This window comes from Pseudoruegeria sp. HB172150 (genome assembly GCF_013184805.1).
Lineage (GTDB): Bacteria > Pseudomonadota > Alphaproteobacteria > Rhodobacterales > Rhodobacteraceae > Psychromarinibacter.
In genome coordinates this window covers 186,323-210,537 of the sequence record NZ_JAATNG010000002.1, presented here as the reverse complement: position 1 = coordinate 210,537, position 24,215 = coordinate 186,323, and the positions used below count along the sequence as shown (strand labels likewise).

Here is a 24,215-nt window from a genome sequence, read left to right as displayed (position 1 = left end):
ACATCACTCCGGCGGCAGAACCCGCAAACGCAGTTCCATCAGTTGCTCGTTCAACGGATCGGTCGGCGCGTTCATCATCAGATCCTCGGCGCGCTGGTTCATCGGGAACAGCATCACCTCGCGGATGTTGTCCTCGTCCGCCAGCAGCATGACGATCCGGTCGATGCCCGCCGCGCAGCCGCCATGCGGCGGCGCGCCAAAGCTGAACGCGTTGAACAGCGCGCCAAAGCGCTTCTTCACCTCGTCCTCGCCATATCCCGCGATCTCGAAGGCTTTCAGCATGATCTCCGGCTTGTGGTTCCGGATCGCGCCCGACAGGATTTCATAGCCGTTGCAGGCCAGGTCGTACTGATAGCCGCGCACCTCCAGCGGATCGCCGGCCAGCGCCTCGAGCCCGCCCTGCGGCATCGAGAACGGGTTGTGCTCGAAATCGATCTCGCCGCTTTCCTCGTCCTGCTCGTAGATCGGAAAATCCACGACCCAGGCAAAGGCGAAACGGTCGGTTTCGGTCAGGCCCAGCTCCGTGCCGATCACGTCGCGCGCCTTGCCGGCGACGCGCTGGAACGTCTTGGGCTTGCCGCCAAGGAAGAACGCCGCGTCGCCCACGCCAAGGCCCAGCTGCTCGCGGATCGCCTCGGTCCGCTCCGGCCCGATGTTCTTGGCCAGCGGCCCGGCGGCTTCCATCCCGTCGCCCTGATCGCGCCAGAAGATATACCCCATGCCGGGCAGACCTTCCTTCTGCGCAAAAGCATTCATCCGGTCGCAGAACTTCCGCGACCCGCCGGTCGGCGCGGGAATTGCGCGGATCTCGGTGCCGTCCTGTTCCAGCAGCTTGGCAAAGATCGCGAAACCCGACCCCCGGAAATGCTCGGACACGTCCTGCATCTCTATCGGGTTGCGCAGGTCCGGCTTGTCGGTCCCGTATTTCAGCGCTGCTTCCTTGTAGGGGATCTGCGGCCAGCTTTCCGGCGCATCCACCTTCCGACCGCCGCCGAATTCCTCGAACACGCCGGCGATCACCGGCGCCACCGTGTCGAACACGTCCTGCTGCTCGACAAAGCTCATCTCGACGTCGAGCTGGTAGAAATCGGTGGGCGACCGGTCCGACCGCGGATCCTCGTCGCGGAAACAGGGCGCGATCTGGAAATACTTGTCGAAGCCCGACATCATCAGCAGCTGCTTGAACTGCTGCGGTGCCTGCGGCAGCGCGTAGAACTTGCCGGGATGCAGCCGCGACGGCACCAGAAAGTCGCGTGCGCCCTCGGGCGAAGAGGCGGTGATGATCGGCGTCTGGTACTCGCGGAACGCCTTGTCCCACATCCGCTTGCGGAACGAGGCGACCACGTCAGAGCGCAGCGTCATGTTCTTCTGCATGACCTCGCGGCGCAGGTCGAGATAGCGATACCGCAGCCGGGTTTCCTCGGGATACTCCTGATCGCCGAAGACCTGCAGCGGCAGCTCATCGGCCGCGCCCAGCACCTCCAGCCCGCGGATATAGACCTCGATCTCCCCGGTCGGCAGCTTCGGATTGACCAGCGACTCGTCGCGCGCCTTCACCGTGCCGTCGATCCGGATGCACCATTCGGCCCGCACCTTCTCGACCTCGGCGAACACCTCCGAATCCGGGTCGCACAGCACCTGCGTCACGCCGTAATGATCGCGCAGGTCGATGAACAGGACGCCGCCGTGATCGCGCACGCGATGAACCCAGCCGGCCAGGCGGACGGTCTCGCCCACGTTTTCCTTGGTCAGGTCTGCGCAGGTGTGGCTGCGATAGGCGTGCATCGGGTGGATCCCTTCGGAACAGGTGTCAAAGCACGCGCGATACACCTTGCCCGGACGCGGAAGTCAAGGGAGCGATCCAAGGCAAAACCGGGCCAAATGGGCCAGAATCCGCGGGCTGAGACGCCATTTCTGGACAGATTAACGAATCTGTCGCAAATTCATTAATGTTTCATTCGCTTTGCACGTGGGCAGGCGGGTTCTACCTTGTCTGTCTTCGCAGCCGGTTTCGGGGCCGGTGAAGGGGCGACTGGGGGTGAAGAATGATGGAAACTCTATTCGACCGCATGCTGCGGACACTGATGCAATCCGGCCAGTTGAAGGTGACCTTTCCGAATGGCCGCACGGAACAATACGGCGATGGCACCGGCGATCCCGTTGAAGTGACGATACACGACAAGTCTGCCTTGCGGCTTCTGGCGCTGAACCCGGAACTCGGGCTTGGCGAGACCTACATGAACGGCACGCTGACCATCGCCGATGACGACCTGTACGGCCTGATGGGCATGACCGTGACCAATCTCGCCGGCGGCCACATGACCCGGCTGCAGAACTGGTTGGGACGGACGCGCTCTGCCCTGCGCTGGGTTGCGCAGAACAATCCGGTCGGCAAGGCCCGCGAGAACGTCGCGCATCACTATGATCTCAGCGGCCAGCTCTACGACCTGTTCCTGGACAGCGACAAGCAATACTCCTGCGCCTACTTCAAGACGCCCGAGGACACGCTGGAACAGGCGCAGGCGCAGAAGAAGGCGCATATCGCCAACAAGCTGCTGATCGAACCCGGCATGCGCGTGCTCGACATCGGCTGCGGCTGGGGCGGCATGGGCCTGACGCTGGCGCGCGACTACGGCGCCAGGGTCGTCGGCGTTACGTTATCCGAAGAACAGCACAAGATCGCCAACGCCCGCGCCCAGGCCGAGGGTCTCGAGGACCGGGTCGAATTCCGCCTGATGGACTACCGCGATCTTGACGAGACCTTCGACCGCATCGTCTCGGTCGGCATGTTCGAACATGTCGGCGTCCCGCATTACCGCGAGTATTTCCGCCACGTGCGCGAAAAGCTGACAGAGGACGGTGTCGCACTTATCCATACGATCGGCCGCACCTCGCCGCCGGGCTACACCAACCCGTGGATCACCAAGTACATCTTCCCGGGCGGCTACTGCCCCTCTATGTCCGAAATGATGGAAGCGGTGGAATTCGAGGATCTCTACACCTGCGACGTCGAGGTCTGGCGCCTGCACTATGCGGAAACGCTGAAACACTGGCACGACCGCTTCATGGCCAACCGCGACCGCGTTGCGGCGCTCTACGACGAACGGTTCTGCCGGATGTGGCGCTTCTACATGGTCGCGTCGGAACTGACCTTCCGGCTTAACCGGCAATGCGTGTTCCAGATCCAGCTGGCTCGCAAACAGGAATCCGTGCCGCTCACCCGCGATTACCTCTACTGCGACGACGCGCCTGCCGTGACCATTCCGGCCACGTCGCACGCGGCGGAATAACTCGGACGTAATCCGACCCGCGCATGCCGCTTTCGTGCTTGCGGGCCGGATGCTGCCCGGCCAGTCTCCGCGCGAAACCGCGTGGAAGGGACGGCAGATGTCAAAGGTGAAGGCGGCAGTCTGCCGCGAGTTCGGTGCGCCGTTGGTGATCGAGGAAGTGGCCCTCGCGGAACCCCAGTCGGGTGAGGTCGAGGTAAAGATCGCCGCCTGCGCCATCTGCCATTCCGACATCTCCATGGCCGAGGGCGGCTGGGGCGGCCACCTCCCCGCGATCTATGGCCACGAGGCCGCGGGCCACGTCACCAAGGTCGGCCCCGGCGTCCGCGGCCTGTCGGTCGGCGACACGGTGCTCGTCACGCTGTTCCGCTCCTGCGGCCACTGCCCGTCCTGCGTCACCATGCATCCCGGCTCCTGCGTGAACTCGGTCGACAAGCACGACCACCCGATCACCGGCGCCGACGGCAGCCCCTATTCGCAGGGTGTTCGCACCGGTGCCTTCGCGGAAAAGGTGGTGGTCGACCAGACCCAGGTCGTCTCGATCCCCGCCGACCTTCCGATGGATGCCGCCTCTCTTCTGGCCTGCGGCGTCATCACCGGCGTCGGCGCAGCCGTGAACACGGCCGGCGTCCGCCCGGGCGACCGGGTTGTCGTCATCGGCGCAGGCGGCGTCGGCCTCAACGCGATCCAGGGCGCACGCATCGCCGGCGCCGCCCATATCGTCGCCGTCGACATGCTCCCCGAGAAGCTCGAGATCGCCAAGGAATTCGGCGCCACCGCGGGTGTCCTCGCCTCGGCTGACAAACCGTGGAAAGAGGCACGCGCAATCATGAGCGGCGGCGCCGATCACGTGCTTGTCGCCACCGGCGCCATCAAGGCGTTCGACCTCGCCCCCCGCTACCTCGCCTTCCACGGCAAGATGGTGATCGTCGGCATGCCTCATTCAGGCCAGATGTCCGAATACGAACCCGTCATCGTCGGCGCCACCGGCCAGCAGATCATCGGCTCCAAGATGGGTGACGGCGTTCCCGCGCGCGATTTCCCCTGGATGATCGAACTCTACCGTCAGGGCCGTCTGAAGCTCGATGAACTGGTCTCGAAACGCTGGCCGCTGGAACAGATCAACGAAGCCATTGCCGACACCAACACCGGCGGCGCGAAGCGGAACGTCATCGTCTTCGACTGACGCGTTCCCGGAAGCCCTGACGCGCCCCGCCCCGAGAGGGCGAAGCGTTGCAGGGAATTGGCGAGGCGGCACTCTGCCAAAACTCATTTGGCAGCGCGCAACGGGCCTGCTACCCCATTCAAAACGACAGGAGCCAGCCCGATGCCCGCACCCAACGCCGAGGATCTCTCGCACGACAACATCGTTGCCTTCATCGCCGACATCTTCGCCCGCCGCGGGGCCGAGGAATATCTGGGCGAGCCGGTCACGATCTCGGAACACATGCTGCAATGTGCCGAATGCGCCGAGGCGGAAGGCGCCAGTGACGAGATCGTCGCCGCCGCGCTCCTGCACGACATCGGCCACTTCACCCATGAATTCGCCGAAGATGCCGCCGAGCACGGTGTCGATTCCCACCATGAACATGCCGGCGCCCGCGTGATAGAGCGGTTCTTCCCCACCATCGTCACCGATTGCGTCCGCTACCACGTCGACGCCAAGCGCTACCTCTGCGCCACCGACCCCGCCTATTTCGGCAAGCTCTCCGACGCATCGGTCCATTCCCTGAACCTGCAGGGCGGCCCGATGTCCAAGGATGAGGCGAAATCCTTCGCCGAAAACCCCAACCTCGCCGCAATCCTTCAGGTCCGCATCTGGGACGATATCGGCAAGGATCCGGACCACGCCGCACCACCCTTCGCGCACTACGCACCCGTGCTGGAACGGGTGGTGCAGAAGCAGGCCGCCTCCGCCTGATCGGCGGCTTGTCGCGCCCTTCGGCTGACGCCCGCCGACATCCGCTCTCGACTGCGTGAGCCCGTGGAACAACCCCCGTTTTCTAGGGGTTTAACCGGCACATGCTTCTGGAGGAGAAAGAACCATGACCAGCGCAGAAATGGTGTCGTCTTCGGACGTCACCGGCACCAATGTTTACGCCCATAACGGCGAGAAAGTCGGCCATATCGATCACCTCATGATCGACAAGACCAGCGGCCGCGTTCCATATGCCGTGATGCATTTCGGCGGCTTCCTCGGGCTCGGTGAAGAAGAATACACCGTGCCCTGGGGCAAACTGAACTACGACACCCGCAAGGAAGGGTTCGTGACCGACATCACCAAGGAACAGGTCGAAGGCGCCCCGCGCGCCAACAAGGACTGGATCGGCGACCGGGAATACGAGGCCCGGCTCCACGACCACTACGTCGCGCCCTATTACTGGATGTGACGACGGAACGGGCCCGGAAACATCCGGGCCCGGCTCCGCTCCTGACTCTCTACTCCCCGTCCCAGTCGAACATCACGTGCCCTGAACTCACGCGTCCGCCCGCCTTGCGGTAGGTCGCCAGCGCGGGCGCATTGTCGTCGTCGGTCAAGACCCACACGCCCCGGCAGCCCCGAAGCCGCCCGATCCCGACCATCGCCGCCACCAGTTCCGCGCCGATCCCGCGCCGGTGCCACGGCCCCGCGACACCCAGTTCGGCGACCCACAGTTCCGGCAGCTTGTCAGGGTGCCAGTAGACAACGCCAGAGATCATCCCGACCACCAGCACGCCGTCCAGCGCCACGACCATCTCGTGGTCCGGCGACGCCAGGAACGCCGCCGTACTGTCCGCCCGCACCGGCCCGTCGAAGGTTCCCTCCGCCACGGCCTCCAGCACGTTGGCATCCGGTGGACCAAGCCGCCGAAAGGTGATTTCCTCGCCCATGCCCGATCCTACCCGACCGCACGCGGAGGTGCCATGAAGCTCGCCGATCTCGACATCATCGTCACCGCCCCGCCCGCGCCCGGCTGGGGCGGCCGCTACTGGATCCTCGTCAAGGTCACCACCGACGACGGCATCACCGGCTGGGGCGAATGCTATGCCTCCACCGTGGGACCGGAGGCGATGAAGGCGGTCATTACCGACGTCTTTACCCGCCACATGGAAGGTGAGAACCCCGAGAACATCGAGTGGATGTTCCGAAAAACATTCTCCGCCGGTTTCACCCAGCGCCCCGATCTGACCGTCATGGGCGCATTCTCGGGGCTGGAAATCGCCTGCTGGGACATCCTCGCCAAGGCGCGGGGCCGGCCCGTCTGGGCGCTGCTCGGCGGCCGCATGAACGAGCGCATCCGCGCCTACAGCTACCTCTACCCCCTGCCGCATCACAAGCTGCCGCAGTTCTGGGTCGACCCGCACGCCGCCGCCGAGTCCGCGCTCGACCTGGTCCAGAAGGGCTACACGGCCGTCAAATTCGATCCCGCCGGGCCCTACACCGTGCGCGGCGGCCACCATCCGGCGCTCACCGACATTTCCACCTCCGTCGCCTTCTGCAAGCACATCCGCGAGGCGGTCGGCGACAGGGCCGACCTGCTCTTCGGCACCCACGGCCAGTTCAACACCGCCGGCGCCATCCGCATGGGTAAGGCGATCGAACCCTACGATCCGCTCTGGTACGAGGAACCCATCCCGCCCGACAACCTCCTGGAATTCGCCAATGTCGCCCGCGCTGTCTCGATCCCCATCGCCACGGGCGAGCGCCTCACCACCCGCGCCGAGTTCGCCACCCTCCTGCGCACCGGCGGCGCCAGCATCCTGCAGCCCGCCCTCGGTCGCGCCGGCGGCATCTGGGAAATGCGCAAGCTCGCCGCCATGGCGGAAACCTTCAACGCCCAGATGGCCCCGCATCTCTACGCCGGCCCGGTGGAATGGGCGGCCAACATCCACCTATCCGCCTCGATCCCCAACCTGCTGATCGCCGAGACCATCGAGACGCCGTTCCACTATGACCTGATCAAGCACACGATCCACGTGGAGGACGGCCATATCCTCGTGCCAGAGGAACCCGGCCTCGGCATCGAGGTCGACGAGGACCTCGCCCGCGCCCATCCCTACACCGGATCTGCGCTGCACCTGCAAATGCAGGAAGCGCCCTGCAACTATTCCAGCGGGAACCTCTTCGAAGGCGGTGCACCGGCGGCCGAAACGTAAGTTGAAATGTCAGCTCCGGACATTTGCGCCGGAATTAATGCCCGGGACACCGGATAGCCCGATTCCGGATGCAATTTTGCCACAATTGCATTTAGTCTCGGCAGGTAATTCCCGTATAGATTGTGTGGAATTTTCCCTCCCTGACTGGACAGGCCGCGCGGTGCGCGGCCTTTTTTCTGCGCCTGCTCAGTAGCGCACAGTCCCAGTCGGGCCCGGTCAGGCCTCCGCGCCCGCCGGTTCCAGCCGGTCCAGCGCCGCCGCCTCCGCCTCGCCCAGCGCCGTGAACGGCGGCAAGGCATTCTTCCACGTCCCGTCGCCGGTCCGCGCCGCCACCATGTACTTCACCGACGGGATCAGCGCCGCCCTGGAGATCGCCGCGCGCAGCTCCGCCACCCGGCCATGCAGCGCGTCAGTGCCGCCGCCCGCCCAGATCTCCGCACAGATCGGTGCCGTGTAATTCGCCGTGGCAGAGATGCACCCGGCGAACCCCGCCTCCTTCGCCACCGACAGGCTCGTTTCCGAACTCGGGAACACCTCGAACCCCGGCAGCGCCGTCACGATCCGCCGGCAATAGTCCAGATCGCCCGAGGAATCCTTGATCCCGCCGAACCGCTCCGGCGCCATCTTGCGCAAACGCGCGATCACCGCCTCGGGGATCACGAACCCGGTCATCTGCGGGTAGTTGTAGAAATAGATCCGGATCGCCCGCTCCCCCAGCGCCTCGTGCACCGCCATGTACCAGCGCACCAGCCCGTCCTCGGACGGCGGCGTGTAGTAATAGGGCGGCAGCACCAGGGCCACCGGATAGCCCAGTTCATCCGCATGAACCGTCAGCGCGATCGTCTCGGCCAGCGACGGCGTCCCCGTCCCCACCATCAGCCGCGCCCTGTCCAGCCCGGCGGCGGCCCAGCCCATGATCTCCTTGCGGGTCTCGCTGTCGAAGGAATTCGCCTCGCCCGTCGAGCCCAGCACGTTCAGCCCGTCGCAGCCATTCGCCAGCGCCCAGCGCGCATGCTCCAGAAACAGCGCCTCGACGGGCCGCCCCGTCGCATCCACCGGCGTCGGCACCGCGGCAATGATCCCTTCCATCTCGATCTCCTTGAAAATACCCCTGCCTCCGGTACCCCGAACCGTCCCGGCGTACCACCCGTCAGGCAATCACAAGCCTATTCAATCGGCTCGATCAGCTCCGGCCCTCTCGCCCGGTTCGAGTTCACCGCCCGGTCCACCCGATAAATCCGGAACCCGTCCGACGGCGGCTCCTGCATCAGCACCGCCGCGCCCTTGCCATCCTCGCCCAGCCACAGCGGCCAGTTCTCCTCGTCCACCGTCACCGGCATCCGGTGGTGGATCTCCTTCATCGCCCCCTCCGCCGCCGTCGTCACGATGGCGCAGGTCACCAGCGGCGTCTCGCCCTTGTCCCAGGCCTGCCAGACACCGGCGAAGACCAGCGGAGAGCCATCCTCGTGCGAGATGTACCACGGCAGCCGGTTCCCCTCGCCGTCCTTGGTCCATTCATAGAACCCCGTCGCCGGGATCAGGCAGCGCCGTTCCCGGCACGCCGCGCGAAACGCCGGCTTCTCCGCAATCGTCTCCGCCCGCGCGTTGATCAGCAGCGGCCCGTCATTCGGCGTCTTGTACCAGTGCGGCAGAAACCCCCAGCGCATCGCCTGCAGCCGCCGCGAGCCGTCGTCCGAGGTCACCACATGCACCGAATTCGTCGGGCAGACGTTGTAATTCGGCACGTCCGGCGGATCGTTCGCCGGCACTGCGCTGAACAGGTTGACCATCGCCTCCGGCGGCAGGGTAACTGCGAAACGTCCGCACATGCGCTATTCCGCCAGCGCCGCCTCACGGCGTTCCAGGGCCCAGTCCGGCCAGTACTGGCTGCGGCGGTAGTATTCCGGCATCGCCGGCACGCCCTCGGGCAGCACGACCCAGGGCTGCTTCGACTCGGTGAAGATATGGATGTCGGGCGGGCAGGCATCCGGGTCGAGCAGTGTCCCCACCCGCACGAACAAAAACCGGTCGCCCGCCCCGGAATAGATGCTCCACAGCGCCACGTGGCAGTCCGGGCAGCGATGGATGATCTGTCCGTTGCCGCTCTCGCTCGGCGTCGCGACCGCCATCGGTTCGCATTCAAGCACCTCGACCTTCGACGCTTCAATCAAAGCGTTCAGGACGAAAGCCGACCCGGTTTCGCGCTGGCACCAGCGGCAATGGCAGCAGTGTACGAAAAGCGGCCGCGCCGCCAGCCGATAGCGGATCTTGCCACAGGTGCACTTGCCATCCATCGCCGAGCCTCCGGTTGCGTCCCGGGCAGGCTACGCGCACCGCGGGCCGGCGCCAAGTACCCGACGCATTGCCCGTTGCGCCAATGGCAGATAGACCGATGCTGCCGCTACCGCCGGAACGACCGCGAATGATCACGCCACGCCTCCATATCACCGGAGCCTCCTGCTCCGGCGTTTCGACGCTGGGCCACGCCCTGGCCGGGCACTTCGGCATCGCGCATCTCGACATGGACGATTTCTACTGGATATCGACCGACCCGCCCTTCACGACCAAGCGACTGCCGGAAGACCGGCTGCGGATGATCGGCGAACGGCTGCCGCAGGACGGCTGGGTCCTGTCCGGCTCGCTCTGCGGCTGGGGCGACGGCCTGATGGACGGCATCCACCTGATCGTCTTCGTCGACACGCCGACCGATATCCGGCTCGACCGGCTCACCCGCCGCGAGACCGAACGCTTCGGCGACCGCCTGCAGCCCGGCGGCGACATGCATGAGATCCACACCGCATTCCGCGACTGGTCCGCGCAATACGATGACCCCGGCTTCAACGGCCGCAGCCGCGCCAGCCATCGCATCTGGCTGGAGGAACAGACCGCGCCCAAGCTGCACGTGGACGGCACCCGACCGGTGGCGGATTTGGTCGGGGAGGTAGTGGGCACACTGTCCAGAGCCTGACCGCAACGGGTAGGTGTTTGAACCGCCAGTCGAAGCGGTCTCCCCGCCATGTTCCCGAAGGGGAACGCACCACTAATCTGGCCTGCGGGCACAAGACAAGCCTACCTTCTGCCCCGCCCGGTTCAGACAGGCTGACGCCCATCTCCCAGTTTCAGTGCCAGCCCGGCCACTGGCGGCGCGAAGGCAAGCCGCCAAAGCAGGGCCCAGCTCAGCCGCTCCTGCCGGTTCCAGGGCAAGATGACCAGCATACGGGACAGCGGGCAATAATCCGTCAGCAGCATCACCGTCCCGCCCAGCGCCTGAACCGCATGGATCCAGTGGAAAGGGCCGGTCAGACCAAGCAGGACCAGCCCCAGATAGGCCAGCCGCACCTGCGACGGAAAGGCCCGTAGCGGCATCCGGCACAGGTTCCAGGCAGCCAGCGGCACAGCCAGCCAGTCCAGCCACGGCCACCATGACCCGGCGGCCAACAGGCACGTCAGAGCAAGCCAGGTGGCACGCGTCGCACGACGCGAAAGCGGCGGAAACGTTCGCGCCGCCCGGGCATCGTGTCGCCGCAGGTAGTCCTGAAAGGCCGGTGCGGCAGAACGCCCCGGCGAATTCGTAAATGGAATGGTCATCGTAAGATCCCCCTCGCCGCTCAGCGCCGCGATATCAATGCGTCGCGGTCCCGGACCGATAGACCGATGTCACGCAACAGATGCGCGTCGAGGTGTGCGGTCCGCCTATAGATCAGCTTGCGCTCCCGCCGGTCACGCCCGCGACGGGCCATGCCGCGCAACAGGCCCCCGATATCGGCGGCGATGCCTCCGGCAGCGGCGGAAACCACATCGTCCGGTCCGTGCTCAATAACGCTCATTCTCAAATTCCTTTCCCGTCTGAATGCCTTCGGAACCGTTCCGAAAGCTGCGGCAGTGCTGATGCAGGAAAGGCGGGCGATGCGGCCAGTTCAGTTACTGAACCGAACCCGATACAGATTGTGAACTAGCGTGAAAATGCTGTCGCGGCTTAGTATTCGCGCGTTCAGGGAGACAAACCATGGCCGAAACAAGCTATCGTCAGTTCTGCCCCGTTGCGATGGCAGCGGATATCTTGTGCACGCGCTGGACGTTGATGGTCGTGCGCGAACTCGTCGCCGGTACGACCCGTTTCAACGACCTGCGGCGCGGCCTGGCCCGTATGTCGCCCGCGCTGCTGTCGAAACGGCTGAAGGAACTGGAGGCGGCGGGAATCGTCGAACGGGTCCTTCTGCCAGGCTCCGAAACGTACGAATACCGCCTGACACAGTCGGGCCATGAACTGCGCCCGGTGGTCGAGGCGCTTGGCTGCTGGGGCCAGCGCTGGATCGAAAAGGACCTCACGCTCGACAATCTCGATGTCGGTCTTCTCATGTGGGACATGCGGCGGCACCTGAACACCGACCCGATGCCGCCACGCAAATCCACGGTTCAGTTCACCTATTCCGACCAGCCCGACGCGCGCCGCCGCTGGTGGCTAATCGTCGAGGCCGACGGCGACGTTGACCTGTGCTCGGTCGATCCGGGCCATGACGTCGATCTCTATGTCAGCACCAACCTTCGGACGATGACGGAGATTTGGCTAGGCTACTCAACTGTCGCCATGGCCCGCGAGACCGACCGTTTGCACCTGATCGGCAACATGGAACTCGAACGGCAGATGCAGACATGGCTGGGCCTGAACCCGTTTTCGGTCGTGGAAAGAATGGTGGCGTGACCGGGCCATGAAAAAGGGCCGCGGCATCGCCGCGACCCTATCCCTTGGCTCAGATGCCGGTTACTCGGCGATCTTGATCCGCCCGTCGGTATAGGGCGTGTAGGGCGCGTTGGCCGCCAGGTACTCGGCGGTCACGTCGGCGAGGTCCGGCCCGAAGTCATAGGCGTTCATCGCATCGACGAACATCTTGTAGCCGTCGCCGCCGTTGCGGACGAAGTTGTTGGACACCGCGCCATAGGTCTTCGCCGGGTCCAGCGGCTCGCCGCCGACCATCACGTCAGACACCCGGCTGCCCGGCTCCTTCGACAGATCGAAGGTAAAGCTCATGCCGGCCACCTGCGGGAACCGGCCGCCGCCTTCCTCGACCTCGCTCACGCCGTTCTCCAGCGCCGCCAGGATCGTCTCGCCGGTCACCTGGAACGTCGACAGCGTGTTCTGGAACGGCAGCACCGTCAGCACCTCGCCCATCGTCACCTCGCCCGCGTCGATCGACGCACGCAGACCGCCGCCATTGGCGATGGCAAAGTCGATGCCCTGCTCCTTCACCCGGTCCAGCATCGCGTCGGCAACAAGGTTGCCCATGGCGCATTCCATCGCCCGGCACACGTCGCGAGACCCCTCGATGGCATCGGCCGTCTCGGCCACCACCTTGTTGCGGATCTCGTCCAGCGGCACCGCCAGCTCCGCCACGCGGTCCTTGGTCGTGACGTCCTCCTCGACCGTGCCGTCCAGCAGGATCGGCTCGCCCATGGCTTCCACGATGTTGCCGTCGTCGTCGAAGGTCACGTTCAGCTCGCCCAGGAACTTGCCGTAGGCATAGGCCTGCACGATCGCCGTGTTACCAACCATCACCGGATACGGGCCCTTCGCCCCCTCGATAGTGTTCGACAGCAGAGAGTTGTCGTGCCCGCCCACGATGATGTCCACATCCGGCACCGCCTCGGCGACATGCATGTCGACCGGCAGCCCGGAATGGCTCAGCACGACGATCTTGTTGATGCCGTCCGCCTGCAGCTTCTCGACCTCGGCCGCCACCGCATCGGCGGGATCGGTGAAGATCACGTTCGGCCCGGGGCTCGACAGCTCGTCGGTATTCTGCGGCGTCAGCCCGATCAGGCCGATCTTCTCGCCGTCCTTCTCGATGACGATCGACTTCTGGATCGCGTCGGTCAGCAGCGGCTCGCCGGAGATGTCGGCGTTCGACATGAGGATCGGAAACTCCACCGCCTCGGTGAAGCCGCGCAGAACCTCGGGGCCGTCGTCGAATTCGTGGTTGCCCACGGTCATCGCGTCGTAGCCCATCTTGTTCATCATCTCGGCCGCGGCCTTGCCCTTGTAATAGGTGTAGAACAAGGTGCCCTGGAACTGGTCGCCGCCATCCACCAGCAGGTAGTTGCCGGCGCGCTCCTTGGCCGCTTCCATGGCGGTCACCAGGCGGGCCGAGCCGCCAAAGCACTCGCCCGCGTCATTGTCCTCGGCAGAACAGCCGGAATCGTATTTCGAAATCGGTTCGAACCGCGCGTGAAAGTCGTTGGTGTGAAGGATGGTGATCTTGTACTCGGCCGCGGCCATACCGGCCGAAAGGCCCAGCACCGCCGCCGACGCTAGGAAACGTGCGAACATGTCAAAACTCCCTGGATGGTTGACCAAAACACCCTGACCCCGCGTTGCACCGGAGTCAAAGCCGTTTCGCGCTTTCCCTAGCGGCGGCGGATGACAGGAAGTTGACACCGGCATGACCGCCGATTGAACGTGCAGAAGCACGACCCATATCCCCGGAATGACCCCGATGCGACTTCTCGCGACAGTCCTGCGCGCCCTGTTCGTGGCCGCGCTTGTCGGCGGCGCGCTGGTCTTCGTCGCCGAACCCGGCCCGCACCGCGCCTTCACGCCGGAAAGCTACGGGCTGACAGAGGTTTCGCCGACGCTCTACGTCGACGATCCCGCCGACGCGCCGCGCGTCTCCGCCATGATCGGCCAGGCCGAGTCGAATGTCCGCGACTTCTTCGGCCCCCTGCGCGCCGAACCTGTCTGGGTCATCTGCACCGGCGCGGCCTGCGAGGCGCAGTTCGCGATGCGCGCCAATGGCCAGAGCTACGCGCGCTTCCTGATCGTGATCCGACCGCAGGGCGTGAACGAGCGCACGCTGACCCACGAACGGGTCCATGCCGAACTGCACCGCACGCTCGGCCTGACCGATATCGTCTCGCCCCGCTTCCCGATGTGGTTCGACGAGGGCCTCGCCACCCACATCGCACGCGACACCCGCCTCGAGCCCCCCGCCGACCCGCGCGACGCCGACTGGATCCGCGAGGCGCGTACATGGCTCGACTGGAACCGCCTGCGCGACACCGCCACGGCGATGGAGCGCTACAGCGCCGCCACCCGGCTGGTGCAGGAGATCGAGGAAACCGCCGGCCGCGACGGCCTGCGGGACCTTGTCCGGCAGGTTTCCGACGAAGGCGCAGATTTCGACACGACCCTCGCGGCGATCATGTCCCGCTGACACCGGCTTGACCTCGCCGCCCCTTTCGCGCGATCAGCCTCCCATGCTCATCTACAAGATCTTCCGCACCCCCGAATGGCAGGCCCTGCAGGCCGACGGCAGCACAAAGGGCGCGCCGATCGACCTCTCCGACGGCTTCATCCATTTCTCCACCGCCGGACAGGCCGCCGAAACCGCCGAGAAGCATTTCGCCGGGGCCGAAGGGCTCTGGCTCGCCGCCGTCGAGGCCGACCGCCTCGGCAACGCGCTGAAATGGGAACCCTCGCGAGGCGGCGCGCTGTTCCCGCATCTCTACCGCCCGCTGACGATGGACGATGTCGCCTGGGCCTGGCCGCTGCCGCTGGTGGACGGCGCCCACAAGTTCCCGGACCAGATGGAATGAGCCTGCCAGAGCGGATCGGCCTCGCCGCCCTGCGATGCCTCGACCCCGAGCGCGCCCATGCGCTGGCGCTTCAGGGCCTCCGCGCCGGCCTCGTTCCGCTCCCCGGCCCGGTCACCTCGCCGCGCCTCTCAGTGAAGATCGCCGGGCTCGCCCTGCCGAACCCGGTGGGCCTCGCCGCCGGCTTCGACAAGAATGCCGAGGCGATCCGTCAGCTGTCGAAGGCCGGCTTCGGCTTCCTCGAATTCGGCGCCGCCACCCCGCGACCGCAGCCCGGCAATCCGCGCCCGCGCCTGTTCCGGCTGACCGAGGATCGCGCCGCGATCAACCGCTTCGGCTTCAACAACGAGGGCGCAGAGGCCATCGCCGCCCGCCTGGCCGCCACGCCCTGCGCGGTCCCGCGCGGGCTGAACCTCGGCGCCAACAAGGACAGCACCGATCGCGCCCGCGACTTCGCCGAGGTGCTCCGCATCGCCGGGCCGCATATCGACTTCGCCACGGTCAACGTCTCCTCGCCCAATACCGAGAAGCTGCGCGACCTGCAGGGCGCCGCCGCCCTCGCCGGCCTCCTCGCCGGCGTCATGGAAACCCGCGCCGCGCTCGCCGAACCGATCCCGGTCTTCCTCAAGATCGCCCCCGACCTGACCGATGCCGAAATCGCCGAGATCGCGCAGGTCGCTACCGAGGCCGGCGTGGACGCCATCATCGCTACCAACACCACCCTCTCCCGCGACGGGCTGAAAAGCCCGGCAACCAGCGAGGCCGGCGGTCTCTCCGGCGCCCCGCTGTTCCGGAAATCCACCCGCGTCCTGGCCCGCCTCGCCGAGGAAACCGGCGGCGCCGTGCCGCTGATCGGCGTCGGTGGCATCGCCTCGGCCGAGGACGCCTTCGCCAAGATCCGCGCCGGCGCCTCCGCCGTGCAGCTCTACACGGCCATGGTCTATCACGGCCTCTCCCTCGCCCCGCGCATCGCCCGCGGCCTCGACACCCTGCTTGCCCGCGACGGCTTCGCCACAGTCGCCGAAGCGGTCGGCACCAACCGGAAGGACTGGCTATGACCGAGGTCACCATCTGGCACAACCCGCGCTGCACCAAGTCGCGCGAGACCCTCGCGCTGCTGCAGGACAAGGGCGCCCGGATCACCGAGCGCCGCTATCTCGAGGACGCGCCCACCGAGGCAGAGATCCGCGACGCGCTCGCCCTCCTTGGCCTGCCCGCCATCGGCCTGATGCGGGTGAAGGAAAAGGAATTCCGGGACCAGGGGCTTTCGAAGGACAGCGACGAGGCCACCCTGATCGCCGCAATGGCCGCAACGCCGAAACTCATCGAGCGCCCGGTGGTCTTCGCGAACGGCAAGGCCGCGCTCGGCCGCCCGCCCGAAGCGGTGCTGGAGATCCTGTAACTGGAACTTTCCTGCCTCCGGCGGGGATATTTCGGACCAGAAGAAGGGCAGATCCGCGTCCGCTTCTTCTGGTTGAAAATATCCCCGCCGGAGGCTCCGGACCCCGCCACCGGCACACCGTCGGGCGAGCGCATCGCGCCACCAGAAGGGACAATAGCCTTGCGCGGCAGCGCCCGTTTCAGTCCGCTGTCCGCACACCCACGTTTGCGCTAACACGCCTGAAATCAACCACTTGACCCCCCGTCCCCATGGGGACGCCCCTCAGACCGCCGCCTCCAGCCGCGGATAGCGCAGCCCCAGCGTCACCCCCCGCGCCAGGTTCAGGATCATCAGCGACAGCCACAGCCCGTGATTGCCCAGCCACATCGGCAGGAGCACCAGAGCCACCACATAGACCGCCACCGCCTGCAGCATCGCCCAGCGCATCTCGCGGGTCCAGGTGGCCCCGAAATAGACCCCGTCCAGCATGTAGGACGCCACCGCCAGCACCGGCGCCACCACCAGCCAGCCCAGATATGCCCGCGCCTCCGCCCGCACCGCCTCCGAGGTGGTCATCAGGTCGATGATCGCCGGCCCCGCCAGCCAGAACACCAGCCCCAGCAGCACCGCCCCGCCGACACCCCATTCCGAAGAGATCACCGCAGCCCGCCGCACCGCCATTCGGTCCTTCGCGCCCACGGCCGCGCCCACCAGCGCCTCGGCCGAGAACGCGAACCCATCCAGCGCGAAGGCCGTGATCTCCAGGAACTGCACCAGCACCTGGTTCGCCGCCAGCGTCACGTCCCCCAGATCCGCCGCCAGGAACAGGAAGGTCATGAACGACCCTGTCAGCAGCACCGAGCGGATCATGATATCGGTATTCACCGCCATCATCCGCTTCAGCCGCGCCGCGTCGAACACCCGCGCCCAGTCGCGCCACTGGTCGCCGCCGAACGCCGCGCGGCACAGCCACAGCCCCATCGCCAGCCCGCTCCACTCGGCGATCAGGGTGGCGATTGCCACGCCCTCGACACCCCAGCCCAGCCCCAGCACGAACCAGAAATCGAAGACGATGTTCAGCCCGTTCATCCACAGCTGCATCACCAGCACGCCGCGGGTCCGCTCCATCCCGATCAGCCAGCCGGTCACGGCATAAAGCCCGATCGCCGCCGGCGCACCCCAGATCCGGATCGCCAAGTATTGCCGCGCCAGGTCCTCGACCTCTGCCGACGCCGGCGACAGCCTGAACGCGCCCCAGAAGATCGCCGCCTGCAGCAGCACCAGCGCCGTCCCCGCCGCGGCAGCGAACAGGATCCCGCGCATCAGCATCGCGCCGGTCTCGGCGGTCTCGCCCGCGCCCTTGGCCTGCGCCACCAGCCCGGTCGTGCCCATCCGCAGGAACCCGAAGACCCAGTAGATCGTCGATAGGATCACCGCGCCGATCCCGACCGCCCCGATCGGCGCGGCCAGTCCCATCTGGCCCACCACACCGGTATCCACCGCCCCCAGGATCGGCACGGTGGCATTGGACAGGACGATCGGCAGCGCAATCTTCAGCACCCGGCCGTGCGTCAGCGGGCCGGCGCTCTCTGCGGTCGCCCCACTCATGGCGCGGGTTTGGAGGGCATCAGGAAATGCCCCAGCGCATGGGCGAAGGGCCGCGTGCGGTTGTCCTGCCACGCCTCGACCACGACCGAGGCATAGCGCCGCCCCGACCGCGTCACCCGCGCCCGCGCATAGGCGTCCCGCGGCAGCCCCGCACGCAGGTAGTCGATGGTGAAGTCAATGGTCTTCGGCAGCCGCGGCAGGTTCTCGGGGCTGATCGTCGCCGGATCGATCCGGCCCGACTCGATATCCTCCCAGAGCCATGACCAGGACAACTCGATCACCGCCGCCACCTCCAGGAACGACGCAGTCGCCCCGCCATGCAGCGCCGGAAGCATCGGATTGCCGATCAGCTTGTCGTCATAGGCCATCAGCGCAGTTAGCTCGTCGCCGTGGCGCTCGAAACTGATGCCGAGAAAGCGGATGAACGGCACGCCCTCGACAAGTGCCTTCAGCGCTCCGTCGCGCCGCTGCTTGACCACCTGAACCGGTTCCGGACGCCCGCGCTTCATGCGCTCCGCTCCACGGTAAAGGCGCCCGAGGCCGAGGCGACGGGGCGCTCCTCGTCCTCGTCCATCGCGGTGGCGCGGACGAAGGCGACCGAGCGGGTCACATGGTAGCATTCCGCCCGCGCGGTGATCCGCTGCCCAGGCGTCGCCGGCCGCATGTAGTCGATACGCAGATCCAGCGTCGCCGTCCCTGGCGTGGCATCCGGATGGCTCATCACCGCGGTCCCGCTGCATGTGTCCAGCAGCGCCGAAACCGCGCCGCCGCCGATCACCCCGGTCCCCGGATCGCCGATCAGCCGTTCGTCGTAAGGCATCGACACCTCGGCCCGTCCCTCGCCGATGGAAACCAGCTCCATCCCCAGCGCCTGCGCGAAGGGCAGCGCCTCGATAAACTGGCGGGCGATCTTCAGCGACTGATCCGGCGGCACTGGCATGATGGCGACTCCAAAAGGGTGGGCCCGATTCATCCTCCCACGCTTCGGCCACTTCAAGCCATTCTTTTCAATGCGACACAGATCGCATTGCGTCACCTGTCTTCGCGTCCTAATCCCGGGTGCGACGCCTTGCCGGCCATCCTGCGGAAGCGTCGCTCAGAGATTGAACGGCGCCGCAGGCTGGCTTACGCTGCGACATGAGGAGTCCGCCGATGTCCGAAACCCGCCTGTCATTCAAAGAGATGTGCGCCAAGTTCGACGTAACGCCGAGGACCTTACGTTACTACGAATATATCGAGCTTCTGGCACCTGACCGCGAAGGCCGCTCGCGTTTCTATACCGGACGCGAAGTGGCGCGGATGACCCTGATCCTGCGTGGCAGGCGATGGGGTTTCTCCCTCGAAGAGATCCGCCAGTGGCTGGAAATCTACGACAGCCAGGGGTCCAATACGCAAATGGCGGTGCTGGTCGAACTTGCCGACCGGCAACTGAAAGTCTTGCAGCAGCAGCGAGACGAGCTGGATGCGGCGATGAACGAGTTACGCGAAATGCGTGACTCTGTTGCGGCAGAGCTTGGAGAAGCCCCTGCGCAGCGAATTGTGACGTGACGTTTCGGTGACCGCTACGTAACCTTGCTCTTGATGCGCCCCGGCTTACCATCCAAGTCAGCGCACGTGACAGAAAACGACAGTTGTACTATCTAAATGAGAGGCATTCATGACCGAAGACGTCATGACCATCCGCGAGATGTGCGATGCGTTCGAGGTAACGCCGCGCACCCTGCGATTTTATGAATCCAAAGAACTCCTCGCCCCGATCCGTCAGGGCAACAAGCGGCTTTTCACCCGCCGCGACCGTGGTCGTCTCAAGCTGATCCTGCGCGGCAAGCGCTTCGGATTCTCGCTTGAAGAGATCCGCCAGCTGCTGGATCTCTATGATTCCGACGGCGGCGAGCAGGAACAGTTCCTGCAGGTCTACGAGGCTGCGAAACTGCGTCTGGACGATATGGAACGCCAGCGCGACGAGCTGAGCGAAACGATCGACGACCTGAAGGCCCAGCTCGATGCGGGCGCCAAGGTGATCGCGTCCTTCAAGAAAGCTGCCGAGTAAGACCACCCGGGAGGAGCCCCCCAAATGTCCAGCTACACGCCACCGCTGAGAGATCAGCAGTTTCTTCTGCACGAGGTGCTGAAAGTGACCGAGGCCGGGATCCCCGGCTACGAAGACCTGGAGCCCGACTTTACGGGTCCGGTCCTGGAAGAAGCCGGCAAGATCGCGTCGGAGATCCTGCATCCGCTGAACACGGTCGGTGACCGTCAGGGATGCACGCTGGAAAACGGGGTGGTCCGCACACCCGAGGGGTTCAAGGGCGCCTATGACCAGTTGCGCGAAGGCGGCTGGATGGGGCTCGATGCGGATCCCGAATATGGCGGCCAGGGGATGCCTTATCTTCTGGCCTCCGCGGTTGGCGAGATGTTCGTCTCTGCCAACATGGCCTTCAACATGTATCAGGGCCTGACGCATGGCGCCTATTCGGCGATCCATACCCACGGTTCCGACCAGCAGAAGGCCACCTACCTGCCGAACATGGTCGAAGGCAAATGGTCCGGCACCATGAACCTGACAGAGCCGCATTGCGGCACCGACCTCGGCCTGATCCGCACCAAGGCGGAACCGCAGGACGACGGCAGCTACAGGATTTCCGGCTCCAAGATCTGGATTTCCGCCGGCGAACACGACCTGTCAGAGAATATCATCCACCTTGTCCTCGCCAAGGCTCCCGGCGGCGGCGAAGGCACCAAGGGGATCTCGCTTTTCATCGTGCCGAAATTCATGGTGAACGAGGACGGCTCCCTCGGCGAGCGCAATGCCGTGTCCTGCGGCGGGCTCGAGGAAAAGATGGGCATCCACGGCAACGCCACCTGCGTCATGAACTACGACGGCGCTACCGGCTTCCTGATCGGCGAGCTCCACAAGGGCATGCGCGCCATGTTCACGATGATGAACGAGGCGCGGCTCGGCGTCGGCATCCAGGGCCTGTCGCAGGCCGCCGTCGCCTATGAAAACGCGCTCGGCTTCGCCAAGGACCGGCTGCAGGGCCGGGACGTCACCGGGGTCAAGAACCCCGACGGCCCCGCCGACCCGATCATCGTCCACCCGGACGTGCGCCGTGGCCTGATGGATCAGAAAAGCTTCGTCGAGGGCGGCCGCGCCTTCGTCTACTGGGGCGCCATGATGATCGACGAGGCGCGCCGCAACGGCGATGCCGAGGCTGAAGCGATGGTTTCCCTGCTGACCCCGGTCATCAAGGGTTTCCTGACTGACAAAGGCTTCGAGACCACCGTTCTGGCGCAGCAGACGCTCGGCGGTTCCGGTTTCACCCGCGAATGGGGCATCGAGCAGTTCGTCCGTGACGCCCGGATCACCATGATCTACGAGGGCACCAACGGCATCCAGTCGCTCGACCTCGTCGGCCGCAAGCTGGCGCAGAACGGCGGCAAGACTGTCATGGCCTTCTTCGACATGGTGAAGACCTTCATCAAGGAAAACGGGGACAACGAAGCCCTCAAGGCCGGCTTCCTCGATCCGCTCAAGGACGCGTCCAAGAACCTGCAGGCCGCCGGAATGTACTTCATGCAGAACGGCATGAAGAATCCGAACAACGCACTCTCGGGCTCCTACGACTTCATGCTGCTCTTCGGCCATGTCTGCCTTGGCCTGATGTGGTCGCGGATGGCGGTTGCCGCGCAGTCAGCCCTGGATTCGGGAACCAGTGACGCAGCGTTCTATGAGGCAAAGCTGGCGACGGGCCGCTATTACATGGCGCGACAATTGCCCGCCACGGCCATGCATCTGGCACGCATCCAATCCGGCGCAGAACCGGTGATGGCGCTGGACGCCGCGAACTTCTAGTTCGCCGGGGAGGGCCACTCACGGAGTCCCTCCCGGCAACGCATCCGGGAGGGCACGTCAGGGGAGAGACGATGCCGAAACGCTTCCGGCTCACACGGCGATTCAACGCCGCCATGACCGAAGACGCTTATCGCCGGCTCAGGCGCTTCGCCGCCGAGTCCGGGTTCACCGAGGGCGAGGCGCTTTCCTTCATCTTCGAACATTTCGACAGTGTCACCGACGAGGAAAACCTCGTCGCGCGGCTGCGGCTTTTCTCGGCCGAGCTGCCCGCCCGAAAACGCTGACAGGGAGGCAATGGGAGGATGACCGGCTGGATGACCGACGAGCACCGGATGCTCGCCGACATGACCCGCAAATTCATCACCGATGAATGGAAACCCCGTTTCGCCAAGTGGCGCGAACAGGGCGAGATGGACCGGTCCACATGGGCAGAGGCCGGCGAACTTGGCCTGCTCTGCCCCTCGATCCCCGAGGAATACGGTGGCGCCGGCGGCGACTTCGGCCACGAGGCCGTCATCCTGATGGAAGGCACCCGCGCCAACCTCGCAAGCTGGGGTCACGGCATCCATTCCGGCATCGTCGCCCATTACATCCTCGCCTACGGCACCGAGGACCAGAAAAAGCGCTGGCTGCCCAGAATGGTGTCCGGTGAACTGGTCGGCGCACTGGCGATGACCGAACCGTCTGCCGGTTCCGACGTGCAGGCGATCAAGACCAAAGCCGTGCGCGAGGGCAATGCCTACCGCGTCTCCGGCCAGAAGGTCTTCATCACCAACGGTCAGCACGCCAACCTGATCGTCGTCGCCGCCAAGACCGACCCCAAGGCCGGTGCCAAAGGGACCTCGCTCGTGGTGGTCGAAACCGACGGGGCCGAAGGCTTCTCACGCGGGCGCAACCTCGAAAAGATCGGCTGCCACGCCGCGGACACCTCCGAGCTGTTCTTCGACAATGTCGAAGTCCCGCCCGAGAACATCCTCGGCCAGGACGAGGGCAAGGGCTTCTACCAGATGATGCAGCAGCTCCCGCAGGAGCGGTTGATCATCGCCTGCGGCGCCATGGGCGCCATCGACGGCGCGCTGGAACGCACGATGGCCTATTGCCGCGAGCGGCAGGCCTTCGGCGGCCCGATCATGCAGTTCCAGAACACCCGCTTCAAACTCGCCGAATGCCAGACAAAGGCCGAGGTGTCCCGCGCCTTCCTCGACCAGTGCATTTCAGAGCACCTGCAGGCCAAGCTGACGGTGGAGAAGGCCGCAATGGCCAAGCTCTGGCTTAGCGAGGCACAGGGCACCATCCTAGATGAATGCCTCCAGCTTTTCGGCGGGTATGGCTATATGACCGAATACGAGGTCGGCGAGATGTGGACCGACGCTCGTATCCAGCGCATATACGGTGGCACGAACGAGATCATGAAAGAACTGATCTCCCGTGGGTTCGCCGAGGCGAAGCCGTGAGTGGTGAGCAACCGTATAAGTCGTCTCGTGCGTGGTTGGGACGAGAAGAGGCCCGGCACTCACTCCAGTCCGCCCCGCCGCGTCTGTCCGATGCCGCTGATGACACGGCGGGGTTCCTTCTCGTACGGTCATCGGCTCGCCAGCCTGTACCGCACCGACATCATCGGCCCGCAACCGTTAACAGCCGGTTACCGAACCCAGACTTTTTCTCGGCAAATTCGCGAAATCTCGGCGCCTTCCACGCGCCCATTGAAGGGATACCCGCAGAATGACAATCCAGCTCTACTGCTTCGGCGAATCCGGCAATGCCTACAAGGCCGCCCTGCCCCTGTCCCTCTCGGGCCTCGACTGGGAACCGGTCTATGTCGACTTCTTCGCGGGCCAGACCCGTGCCCCCGAATACCGCTCTGATATCAACGAGATGGGCGAAGTCCCGGTCCTTGTCGACGGCGAGGTGAAACTCACCCAGTCCGGCGTGATCCAGCAGTACATCACCGACAGGACCGGCAAGTTCGGCGGCGCGCCCGATGAGAAATACGAGGTTCTGCGCTGGGTCCTCTGGGACAACCACAAACTGTCCAGCATCGCCGGCATGACCCGCTTCATGATGAACTTCCTGCCCGAGGACAAACGCCCGGCCCAGGTAATCGACGTGATGAAGGGCCGCCTGAAAGCCGCCTACGCCGTTCTCGACGCCCATCTGAAGGATCGCGACTGGATCGTCGGCGACGGCGTCACCAATGCCGACTTTTGCTGCTGCGGCTACCTCTTCTATCCCGAGCCCTTCGGATTTGACCGCGCGGAATGGCCGGCCATCGACCGTTGGCTGACGAATATCCAGTCCATAGATGGCTGGAAGCACCCCTATGACCTGATGCCCGGCAACCCGTCGGACCGGGCCTGACGAA

The 24,215-nt window shown here is 65.4% G+C and carries 28 protein-coding genes; 17 read left to right on the top strand and 11 right to left on the bottom strand.

Annotated elements, in window-relative coordinates; translation table 11 throughout:
- Positions 1-3: 3 nt before the first annotated feature.
- Complete coding sequence (aspS, locus tag HCO70_RS12730; protein WP_172296688.1) at positions 4-1,785, bottom strand: aspartate--tRNA ligase; 1,782 nt, start codon at positions 1,783-1,785, stop codon at positions 4-6.
- Positions 1,786-2,045: 260 nt separating this feature from the next.
- Between aspS and HCO70_RS12725 the strand changes: the two genes are divergently transcribed.
- The 4 genes from HCO70_RS12725 to HCO70_RS12710 all read left to right on the top strand — a co-directional run bounded on the left by HCO70_RS12725 (position 2,046) and on the right by HCO70_RS12710 (position 5,677).
- Positions 2,046-3,290 (top strand): cyclopropane-fatty-acyl-phospholipid synthase family protein, encoded by a 1,245-nt coding sequence (locus tag HCO70_RS12725; protein WP_172296686.1) that lies wholly within the window; start codon positions 2,046-2,048, stop codon positions 3,288-3,290.
- A gap of 97 nt (positions 3,291-3,387) precedes the next feature.
- Complete coding sequence (locus tag HCO70_RS12720) at positions 3,388-4,473, top strand: Zn-dependent alcohol dehydrogenase (RefSeq protein WP_172296684.1); 1,086 nt, start codon at positions 3,388-3,390, stop codon at positions 4,471-4,473.
- A gap of 141 nt (positions 4,474-4,614) precedes the next feature.
- Entirely contained in the window at positions 4,615-5,208 is a 594-nt protein-coding gene (locus HCO70_RS12715; protein ID WP_172296682.1) for an HD domain-containing protein, read from the top strand.
- A gap of 124 nt (positions 5,209-5,332) precedes the next feature.
- Positions 5,333-5,677: a PRC-barrel domain-containing protein gene (locus tag HCO70_RS12710; RefSeq protein WP_253913265.1), complete on the top strand. Its 345-nt coding sequence runs from the start codon at positions 5,333-5,335 to the stop codon at positions 5,675-5,677.
- Positions 5,678-5,726: 49 nt separating this feature from the next.
- Here HCO70_RS12710 and HCO70_RS12705 read toward each other — a convergent pair whose 3' ends face one another.
- Positions 5,727-6,158: a GNAT family N-acetyltransferase gene (locus HCO70_RS12705; protein ID WP_172296680.1), complete on the bottom strand. Its 432-nt coding sequence runs from the start codon at positions 6,156-6,158 to the stop codon at positions 5,727-5,729.
- 33 nt (positions 6,159-6,191) lie between these two features.
- On the opposite strand from HCO70_RS12705, the gene HCO70_RS12700 reads away from it, so the two are divergent.
- Positions 6,192-7,424 carry a mandelate racemase/muconate lactonizing enzyme family protein gene (locus HCO70_RS12700; protein ID WP_172296678.1) on the top strand — a complete coding sequence of 411 codons (1,233 nt, stop codon included), beginning with the start codon at positions 6,192-6,194 and terminating at the stop codon, positions 7,422-7,424.
- A gap of 216 nt (positions 7,425-7,640) precedes the next feature.
- Here the strand turns inward: HCO70_RS12700 and HCO70_RS12695 are convergent, their stop codons facing one another.
- From HCO70_RS12695 to HCO70_RS12685, 3 genes are all read right to left on the bottom strand, one after another.
- Positions 7,641-8,513, bottom strand: coding sequence for a dihydrodipicolinate synthase family protein (locus HCO70_RS12695; RefSeq protein ID WP_172296676.1), 873 nt, complete (start codon positions 8,511-8,513; stop codon positions 7,641-7,643).
- A gap of 77 nt (positions 8,514-8,590) precedes the next feature.
- The gene (locus tag HCO70_RS12690; protein ID WP_172296674.1) at positions 8,591-9,253 is read right to left on the bottom strand and encodes an SOS response-associated peptidase; all 663 of its coding nucleotides are present in this window, start codon (positions 9,251-9,253) and stop codon (positions 8,591-8,593) included.
- Between the two features lie 3 nt (positions 9,254-9,256).
- On the bottom strand, positions 9,257-9,718 hold the full coding sequence (locus HCO70_RS12685; RefSeq protein ID WP_172296672.1) for a GFA family protein: 462 nt from the start codon (positions 9,716-9,718) through the stop codon (positions 9,257-9,259).
- Positions 9,719-9,801: 83 nt separating this feature from the next.
- Here HCO70_RS12685 and HCO70_RS12680 point away from each other — a divergent pair, with 83 nt between their 5' ends.
- Entirely contained in the window at positions 9,802-10,392 is a 591-nt protein-coding gene (locus tag HCO70_RS12680; protein ID WP_216665417.1) for an AAA family ATPase, read from the top strand.
- A 122-nt stretch (positions 10,393-10,514) separates the two neighbouring features.
- Here HCO70_RS12680 and HCO70_RS12675 read toward each other — a convergent pair whose 3' ends face one another.
- Together HCO70_RS12675 and HCO70_RS12670 are read right to left on the bottom strand one after the other, a co-directional pair.
- Positions 10,515-11,012, bottom strand: a complete 498-nt coding sequence (locus HCO70_RS12675; protein WP_172296668.1) for a hypothetical protein — start codon at positions 11,010-11,012, stop codon at positions 10,515-10,517.
- A 20-nt stretch (positions 11,013-11,032) separates the two neighbouring features.
- Positions 11,033-11,251: a hypothetical protein gene (locus HCO70_RS12670; protein ID WP_172296666.1), complete on the bottom strand. Its 219-nt coding sequence runs from the start codon at positions 11,249-11,251 to the stop codon at positions 11,033-11,035.
- Between the two features lie 179 nt (positions 11,252-11,430).
- Here HCO70_RS12670 and HCO70_RS12665 point away from each other — a divergent pair, with 179 nt between their 5' ends.
- Positions 11,431-12,126 (top strand): helix-turn-helix domain-containing protein, encoded by a 696-nt coding sequence (locus HCO70_RS12665; protein WP_172296664.1) that lies wholly within the window; start codon positions 11,431-11,433, stop codon positions 12,124-12,126.
- A 60-nt stretch (positions 12,127-12,186) separates the two neighbouring features.
- Here HCO70_RS12665 and HCO70_RS12660 read toward each other — a convergent pair whose 3' ends face one another.
- A complete protein-coding gene (locus HCO70_RS12660) occupies positions 12,187-13,749 on the bottom strand; it encodes a bifunctional UDP-sugar hydrolase/5'-nucleotidase (RefSeq protein ID WP_172296662.1) in 1,563 nt (520 codons plus the stop codon).
- A 166-nt stretch (positions 13,750-13,915) separates the two neighbouring features.
- On the opposite strand from HCO70_RS12660, the gene HCO70_RS12655 reads away from it, so the two are divergent.
- From HCO70_RS12655 to arsC, 4 genes are read left to right on the top strand one after another with little or no spacing between them, the layout of a single operon-like run.
- A complete protein-coding gene (locus HCO70_RS12655; protein ID WP_172296660.1) occupies positions 13,916-14,632 on the top strand; it encodes a hypothetical protein in 717 nt (238 codons plus the stop codon).
- Positions 14,633-14,675: 43 nt separating this feature from the next.
- Entirely contained in the window at positions 14,676-15,014 is a 339-nt protein-coding gene (locus tag HCO70_RS12650; RefSeq protein WP_172296658.1) for a DUF952 domain-containing protein, read from the top strand.
- The gene (locus HCO70_RS12645; RefSeq protein ID WP_172296656.1) at positions 15,011-16,069 is read left to right on the top strand and encodes a quinone-dependent dihydroorotate dehydrogenase; all 1,059 of its coding nucleotides are present in this window, start codon (positions 15,011-15,013) and stop codon (positions 16,067-16,069) included. Before HCO70_RS12650 ends, HCO70_RS12645 begins: the two co-directional genes overlap by 4 nt.
- Entirely contained in the window at positions 16,066-16,413 is a 348-nt protein-coding gene (gene arsC / locus HCO70_RS12640; protein WP_172296654.1) for an arsenate reductase (glutaredoxin), read from the top strand. Before HCO70_RS12645 ends, arsC begins: the two co-directional genes overlap by 4 nt.
- Positions 16,414-16,674: 261 nt before the next feature.
- On the opposite strand, the gene HCO70_RS12635 is transcribed toward arsC, so the two are convergent.
- The 3 genes from HCO70_RS12635 to HCO70_RS12625 are packed head-to-tail and all read right to left on the bottom strand — an operon-like array spanning position 16,675 to position 18,940.
- Entirely contained in the window at positions 16,675-18,000 is a 1,326-nt protein-coding gene (locus HCO70_RS12635) for an MATE family efflux transporter (RefSeq protein WP_172296652.1), read from the bottom strand.
- Positions 17,997-18,509, bottom strand: a complete 513-nt coding sequence (locus HCO70_RS12630; protein WP_172296650.1) for a PaaI family thioesterase — start codon at positions 18,507-18,509, stop codon at positions 17,997-17,999. The genes HCO70_RS12635 and HCO70_RS12630 overlap by 4 nt, the downstream gene beginning before the upstream one ends.
- Positions 18,506-18,940 carry a PaaI family thioesterase gene (locus HCO70_RS12625; protein WP_172296648.1) on the bottom strand — a complete coding sequence of 145 codons (435 nt, stop codon included), beginning with the start codon at positions 18,938-18,940 and terminating at the stop codon, positions 18,506-18,508. The genes HCO70_RS12630 and HCO70_RS12625 overlap by 4 nt, the downstream gene beginning before the upstream one ends.
- 212 nt (positions 18,941-19,152) lie before the next feature.
- Between HCO70_RS12625 and HCO70_RS12620 the strand changes: the two genes are divergently transcribed.
- The 6 genes from HCO70_RS12620 (at position 19,153) to HCO70_RS12595 (ending at position 24,211) form a co-directional block, all read left to right on the top strand.
- Entirely contained in the window at positions 19,153-19,548 is a 396-nt protein-coding gene (locus HCO70_RS12620; RefSeq protein ID WP_172296646.1) for a MerR family DNA-binding transcriptional regulator, read from the top strand.
- A 109-nt stretch (positions 19,549-19,657) separates the two neighbouring features.
- Entirely contained in the window at positions 19,658-20,050 is a 393-nt protein-coding gene (locus tag HCO70_RS12615; protein ID WP_172296644.1) for a MerR family DNA-binding transcriptional regulator, read from the top strand.
- A gap of 24 nt (positions 20,051-20,074) precedes the next feature.
- Entirely contained in the window at positions 20,075-21,853 is a 1,779-nt protein-coding gene (locus tag HCO70_RS12610) for an acyl-CoA dehydrogenase C-terminal domain-containing protein (RefSeq protein WP_172296642.1), read from the top strand.
- Positions 21,854-21,924: 71 nt separating this feature from the next.
- A complete protein-coding gene (locus HCO70_RS12605) occupies positions 21,925-22,137 on the top strand; it encodes a hypothetical protein (protein ID WP_172296640.1) in 213 nt (70 codons plus the stop codon).
- Between the two features lie 18 nt (positions 22,138-22,155).
- Positions 22,156-23,307: an acyl-CoA dehydrogenase family protein gene (locus HCO70_RS12600; RefSeq protein ID WP_172296638.1), complete on the top strand. Its 1,152-nt coding sequence runs from the start codon at positions 22,156-22,158 to the stop codon at positions 23,305-23,307.
- Positions 23,308-23,575: 268 nt separating this feature from the next.
- Positions 23,576-24,211, top strand: a complete 636-nt coding sequence (locus HCO70_RS12595; RefSeq protein ID WP_172296636.1) for a glutathione S-transferase family protein — start codon at positions 23,576-23,578, stop codon at positions 24,209-24,211.
- Positions 24,212-24,215: the final 4 nt, after the last annotated feature.

Bases quoted from the DNA above. Each gene is read 5' to 3' on its own strand.
- aspS (WP_172296688.1), bottom strand. From the start codon at position 1,785: ATGCACGCCTATCGCAGCCACACCTGCGCAGACCTGACCAAGGAAAAC.
- HCO70_RS12725 (WP_172296686.1), top strand. From the start codon at position 2,046: ATGATGGAAACTCTATTCGACCGCATGCTGCGGACACTGATGCAATCC.
- HCO70_RS12720 (WP_172296684.1), top strand. From the start codon at position 3,388: ATGTCAAAGGTGAAGGCGGCAGTCTGCCGCGAGTTCGGTGCGCCGTTG.
- HCO70_RS12715 (WP_172296682.1), top strand. From the start codon at position 4,615: ATGCCCGCACCCAACGCCGAGGATCTCTCGCACGACAACATCGTTGCC.
- HCO70_RS12710 (WP_253913265.1), top strand. From the start codon at position 5,333: ATGACCAGCGCAGAAATGGTGTCGTCTTCGGACGTCACCGGCACCAAT.
- HCO70_RS12705 (WP_172296680.1), bottom strand. From the start codon at position 6,158: ATGGGCGAGGAAATCACCTTTCGGCGGCTTGGTCCACCGGATGCCAAC.
- HCO70_RS12700 (WP_172296678.1), top strand. From the start codon at position 6,192: ATGAAGCTCGCCGATCTCGACATCATCGTCACCGCCCCGCCCGCGCCC.
- HCO70_RS12695 (WP_172296676.1), bottom strand. From the start codon at position 8,513: ATGGAAGGGATCATTGCCGCGGTGCCGACGCCGGTGGATGCGACGGGG.
- HCO70_RS12690 (WP_172296674.1), bottom strand. From the start codon at position 9,253: ATGTGCGGACGTTTCGCAGTTACCCTGCCGCCGGAGGCGATGGTCAAC.
- HCO70_RS12685 (WP_172296672.1), bottom strand. From the start codon at position 9,718: ATGGATGGCAAGTGCACCTGTGGCAAGATCCGCTATCGGCTGGCGGCG.
- HCO70_RS12680 (WP_216665417.1), top strand. From the start codon at position 9,802: ATGGCAGATAGACCGATGCTGCCGCTACCGCCGGAACGACCGCGAATG.
- HCO70_RS12675 (WP_172296668.1), bottom strand. From the start codon at position 11,012: ATGACCATTCCATTTACGAATTCGCCGGGGCGTTCTGCCGCACCGGCC.
- HCO70_RS12670 (WP_172296666.1), bottom strand. From the start codon at position 11,251: ATGAGCGTTATTGAGCACGGACCGGACGATGTGGTTTCCGCCGCTGCC.
- HCO70_RS12665 (WP_172296664.1), top strand. From the start codon at position 11,431: ATGGCCGAAACAAGCTATCGTCAGTTCTGCCCCGTTGCGATGGCAGCG.
- HCO70_RS12660 (WP_172296662.1), bottom strand. From the start codon at position 13,749: ATGTTCGCACGTTTCCTAGCGTCGGCGGCGGTGCTGGGCCTTTCGGCC.
- HCO70_RS12655 (WP_172296660.1), top strand. From the start codon at position 13,916: ATGCGACTTCTCGCGACAGTCCTGCGCGCCCTGTTCGTGGCCGCGCTT.
- HCO70_RS12650 (WP_172296658.1), top strand. From the start codon at position 14,676: ATGCTCATCTACAAGATCTTCCGCACCCCCGAATGGCAGGCCCTGCAG.
- HCO70_RS12645 (WP_172296656.1), top strand. From the start codon at position 15,011: ATGAGCCTGCCAGAGCGGATCGGCCTCGCCGCCCTGCGATGCCTCGAC.
- arsC (WP_172296654.1), top strand. From the start codon at position 16,066: ATGACCGAGGTCACCATCTGGCACAACCCGCGCTGCACCAAGTCGCGC.
- HCO70_RS12635 (WP_172296652.1), bottom strand. From the start codon at position 18,000: ATGAGTGGGGCGACCGCAGAGAGCGCCGGCCCGCTGACGCACGGCCGG.
- HCO70_RS12630 (WP_172296650.1), bottom strand. From the start codon at position 18,509: ATGAAGCGCGGGCGTCCGGAACCGGTTCAGGTGGTCAAGCAGCGGCGC.
- HCO70_RS12625 (WP_172296648.1), bottom strand. From the start codon at position 18,940: ATGCCAGTGCCGCCGGATCAGTCGCTGAAGATCGCCCGCCAGTTTATC.
- HCO70_RS12620 (WP_172296646.1), top strand. From the start codon at position 19,153: ATGTCCGAAACCCGCCTGTCATTCAAAGAGATGTGCGCCAAGTTCGAC.
- HCO70_RS12615 (WP_172296644.1), top strand. From the start codon at position 19,658: ATGACCGAAGACGTCATGACCATCCGCGAGATGTGCGATGCGTTCGAG.
- HCO70_RS12610 (WP_172296642.1), top strand. From the start codon at position 20,075: ATGTCCAGCTACACGCCACCGCTGAGAGATCAGCAGTTTCTTCTGCAC.
- HCO70_RS12605 (WP_172296640.1), top strand. From the start codon at position 21,925: ATGCCGAAACGCTTCCGGCTCACACGGCGATTCAACGCCGCCATGACC.
- HCO70_RS12600 (WP_172296638.1), top strand. From the start codon at position 22,156: ATGACCGGCTGGATGACCGACGAGCACCGGATGCTCGCCGACATGACC.
- HCO70_RS12595 (WP_172296636.1), top strand. From the start codon at position 23,576: ATGACAATCCAGCTCTACTGCTTCGGCGAATCCGGCAATGCCTACAAG.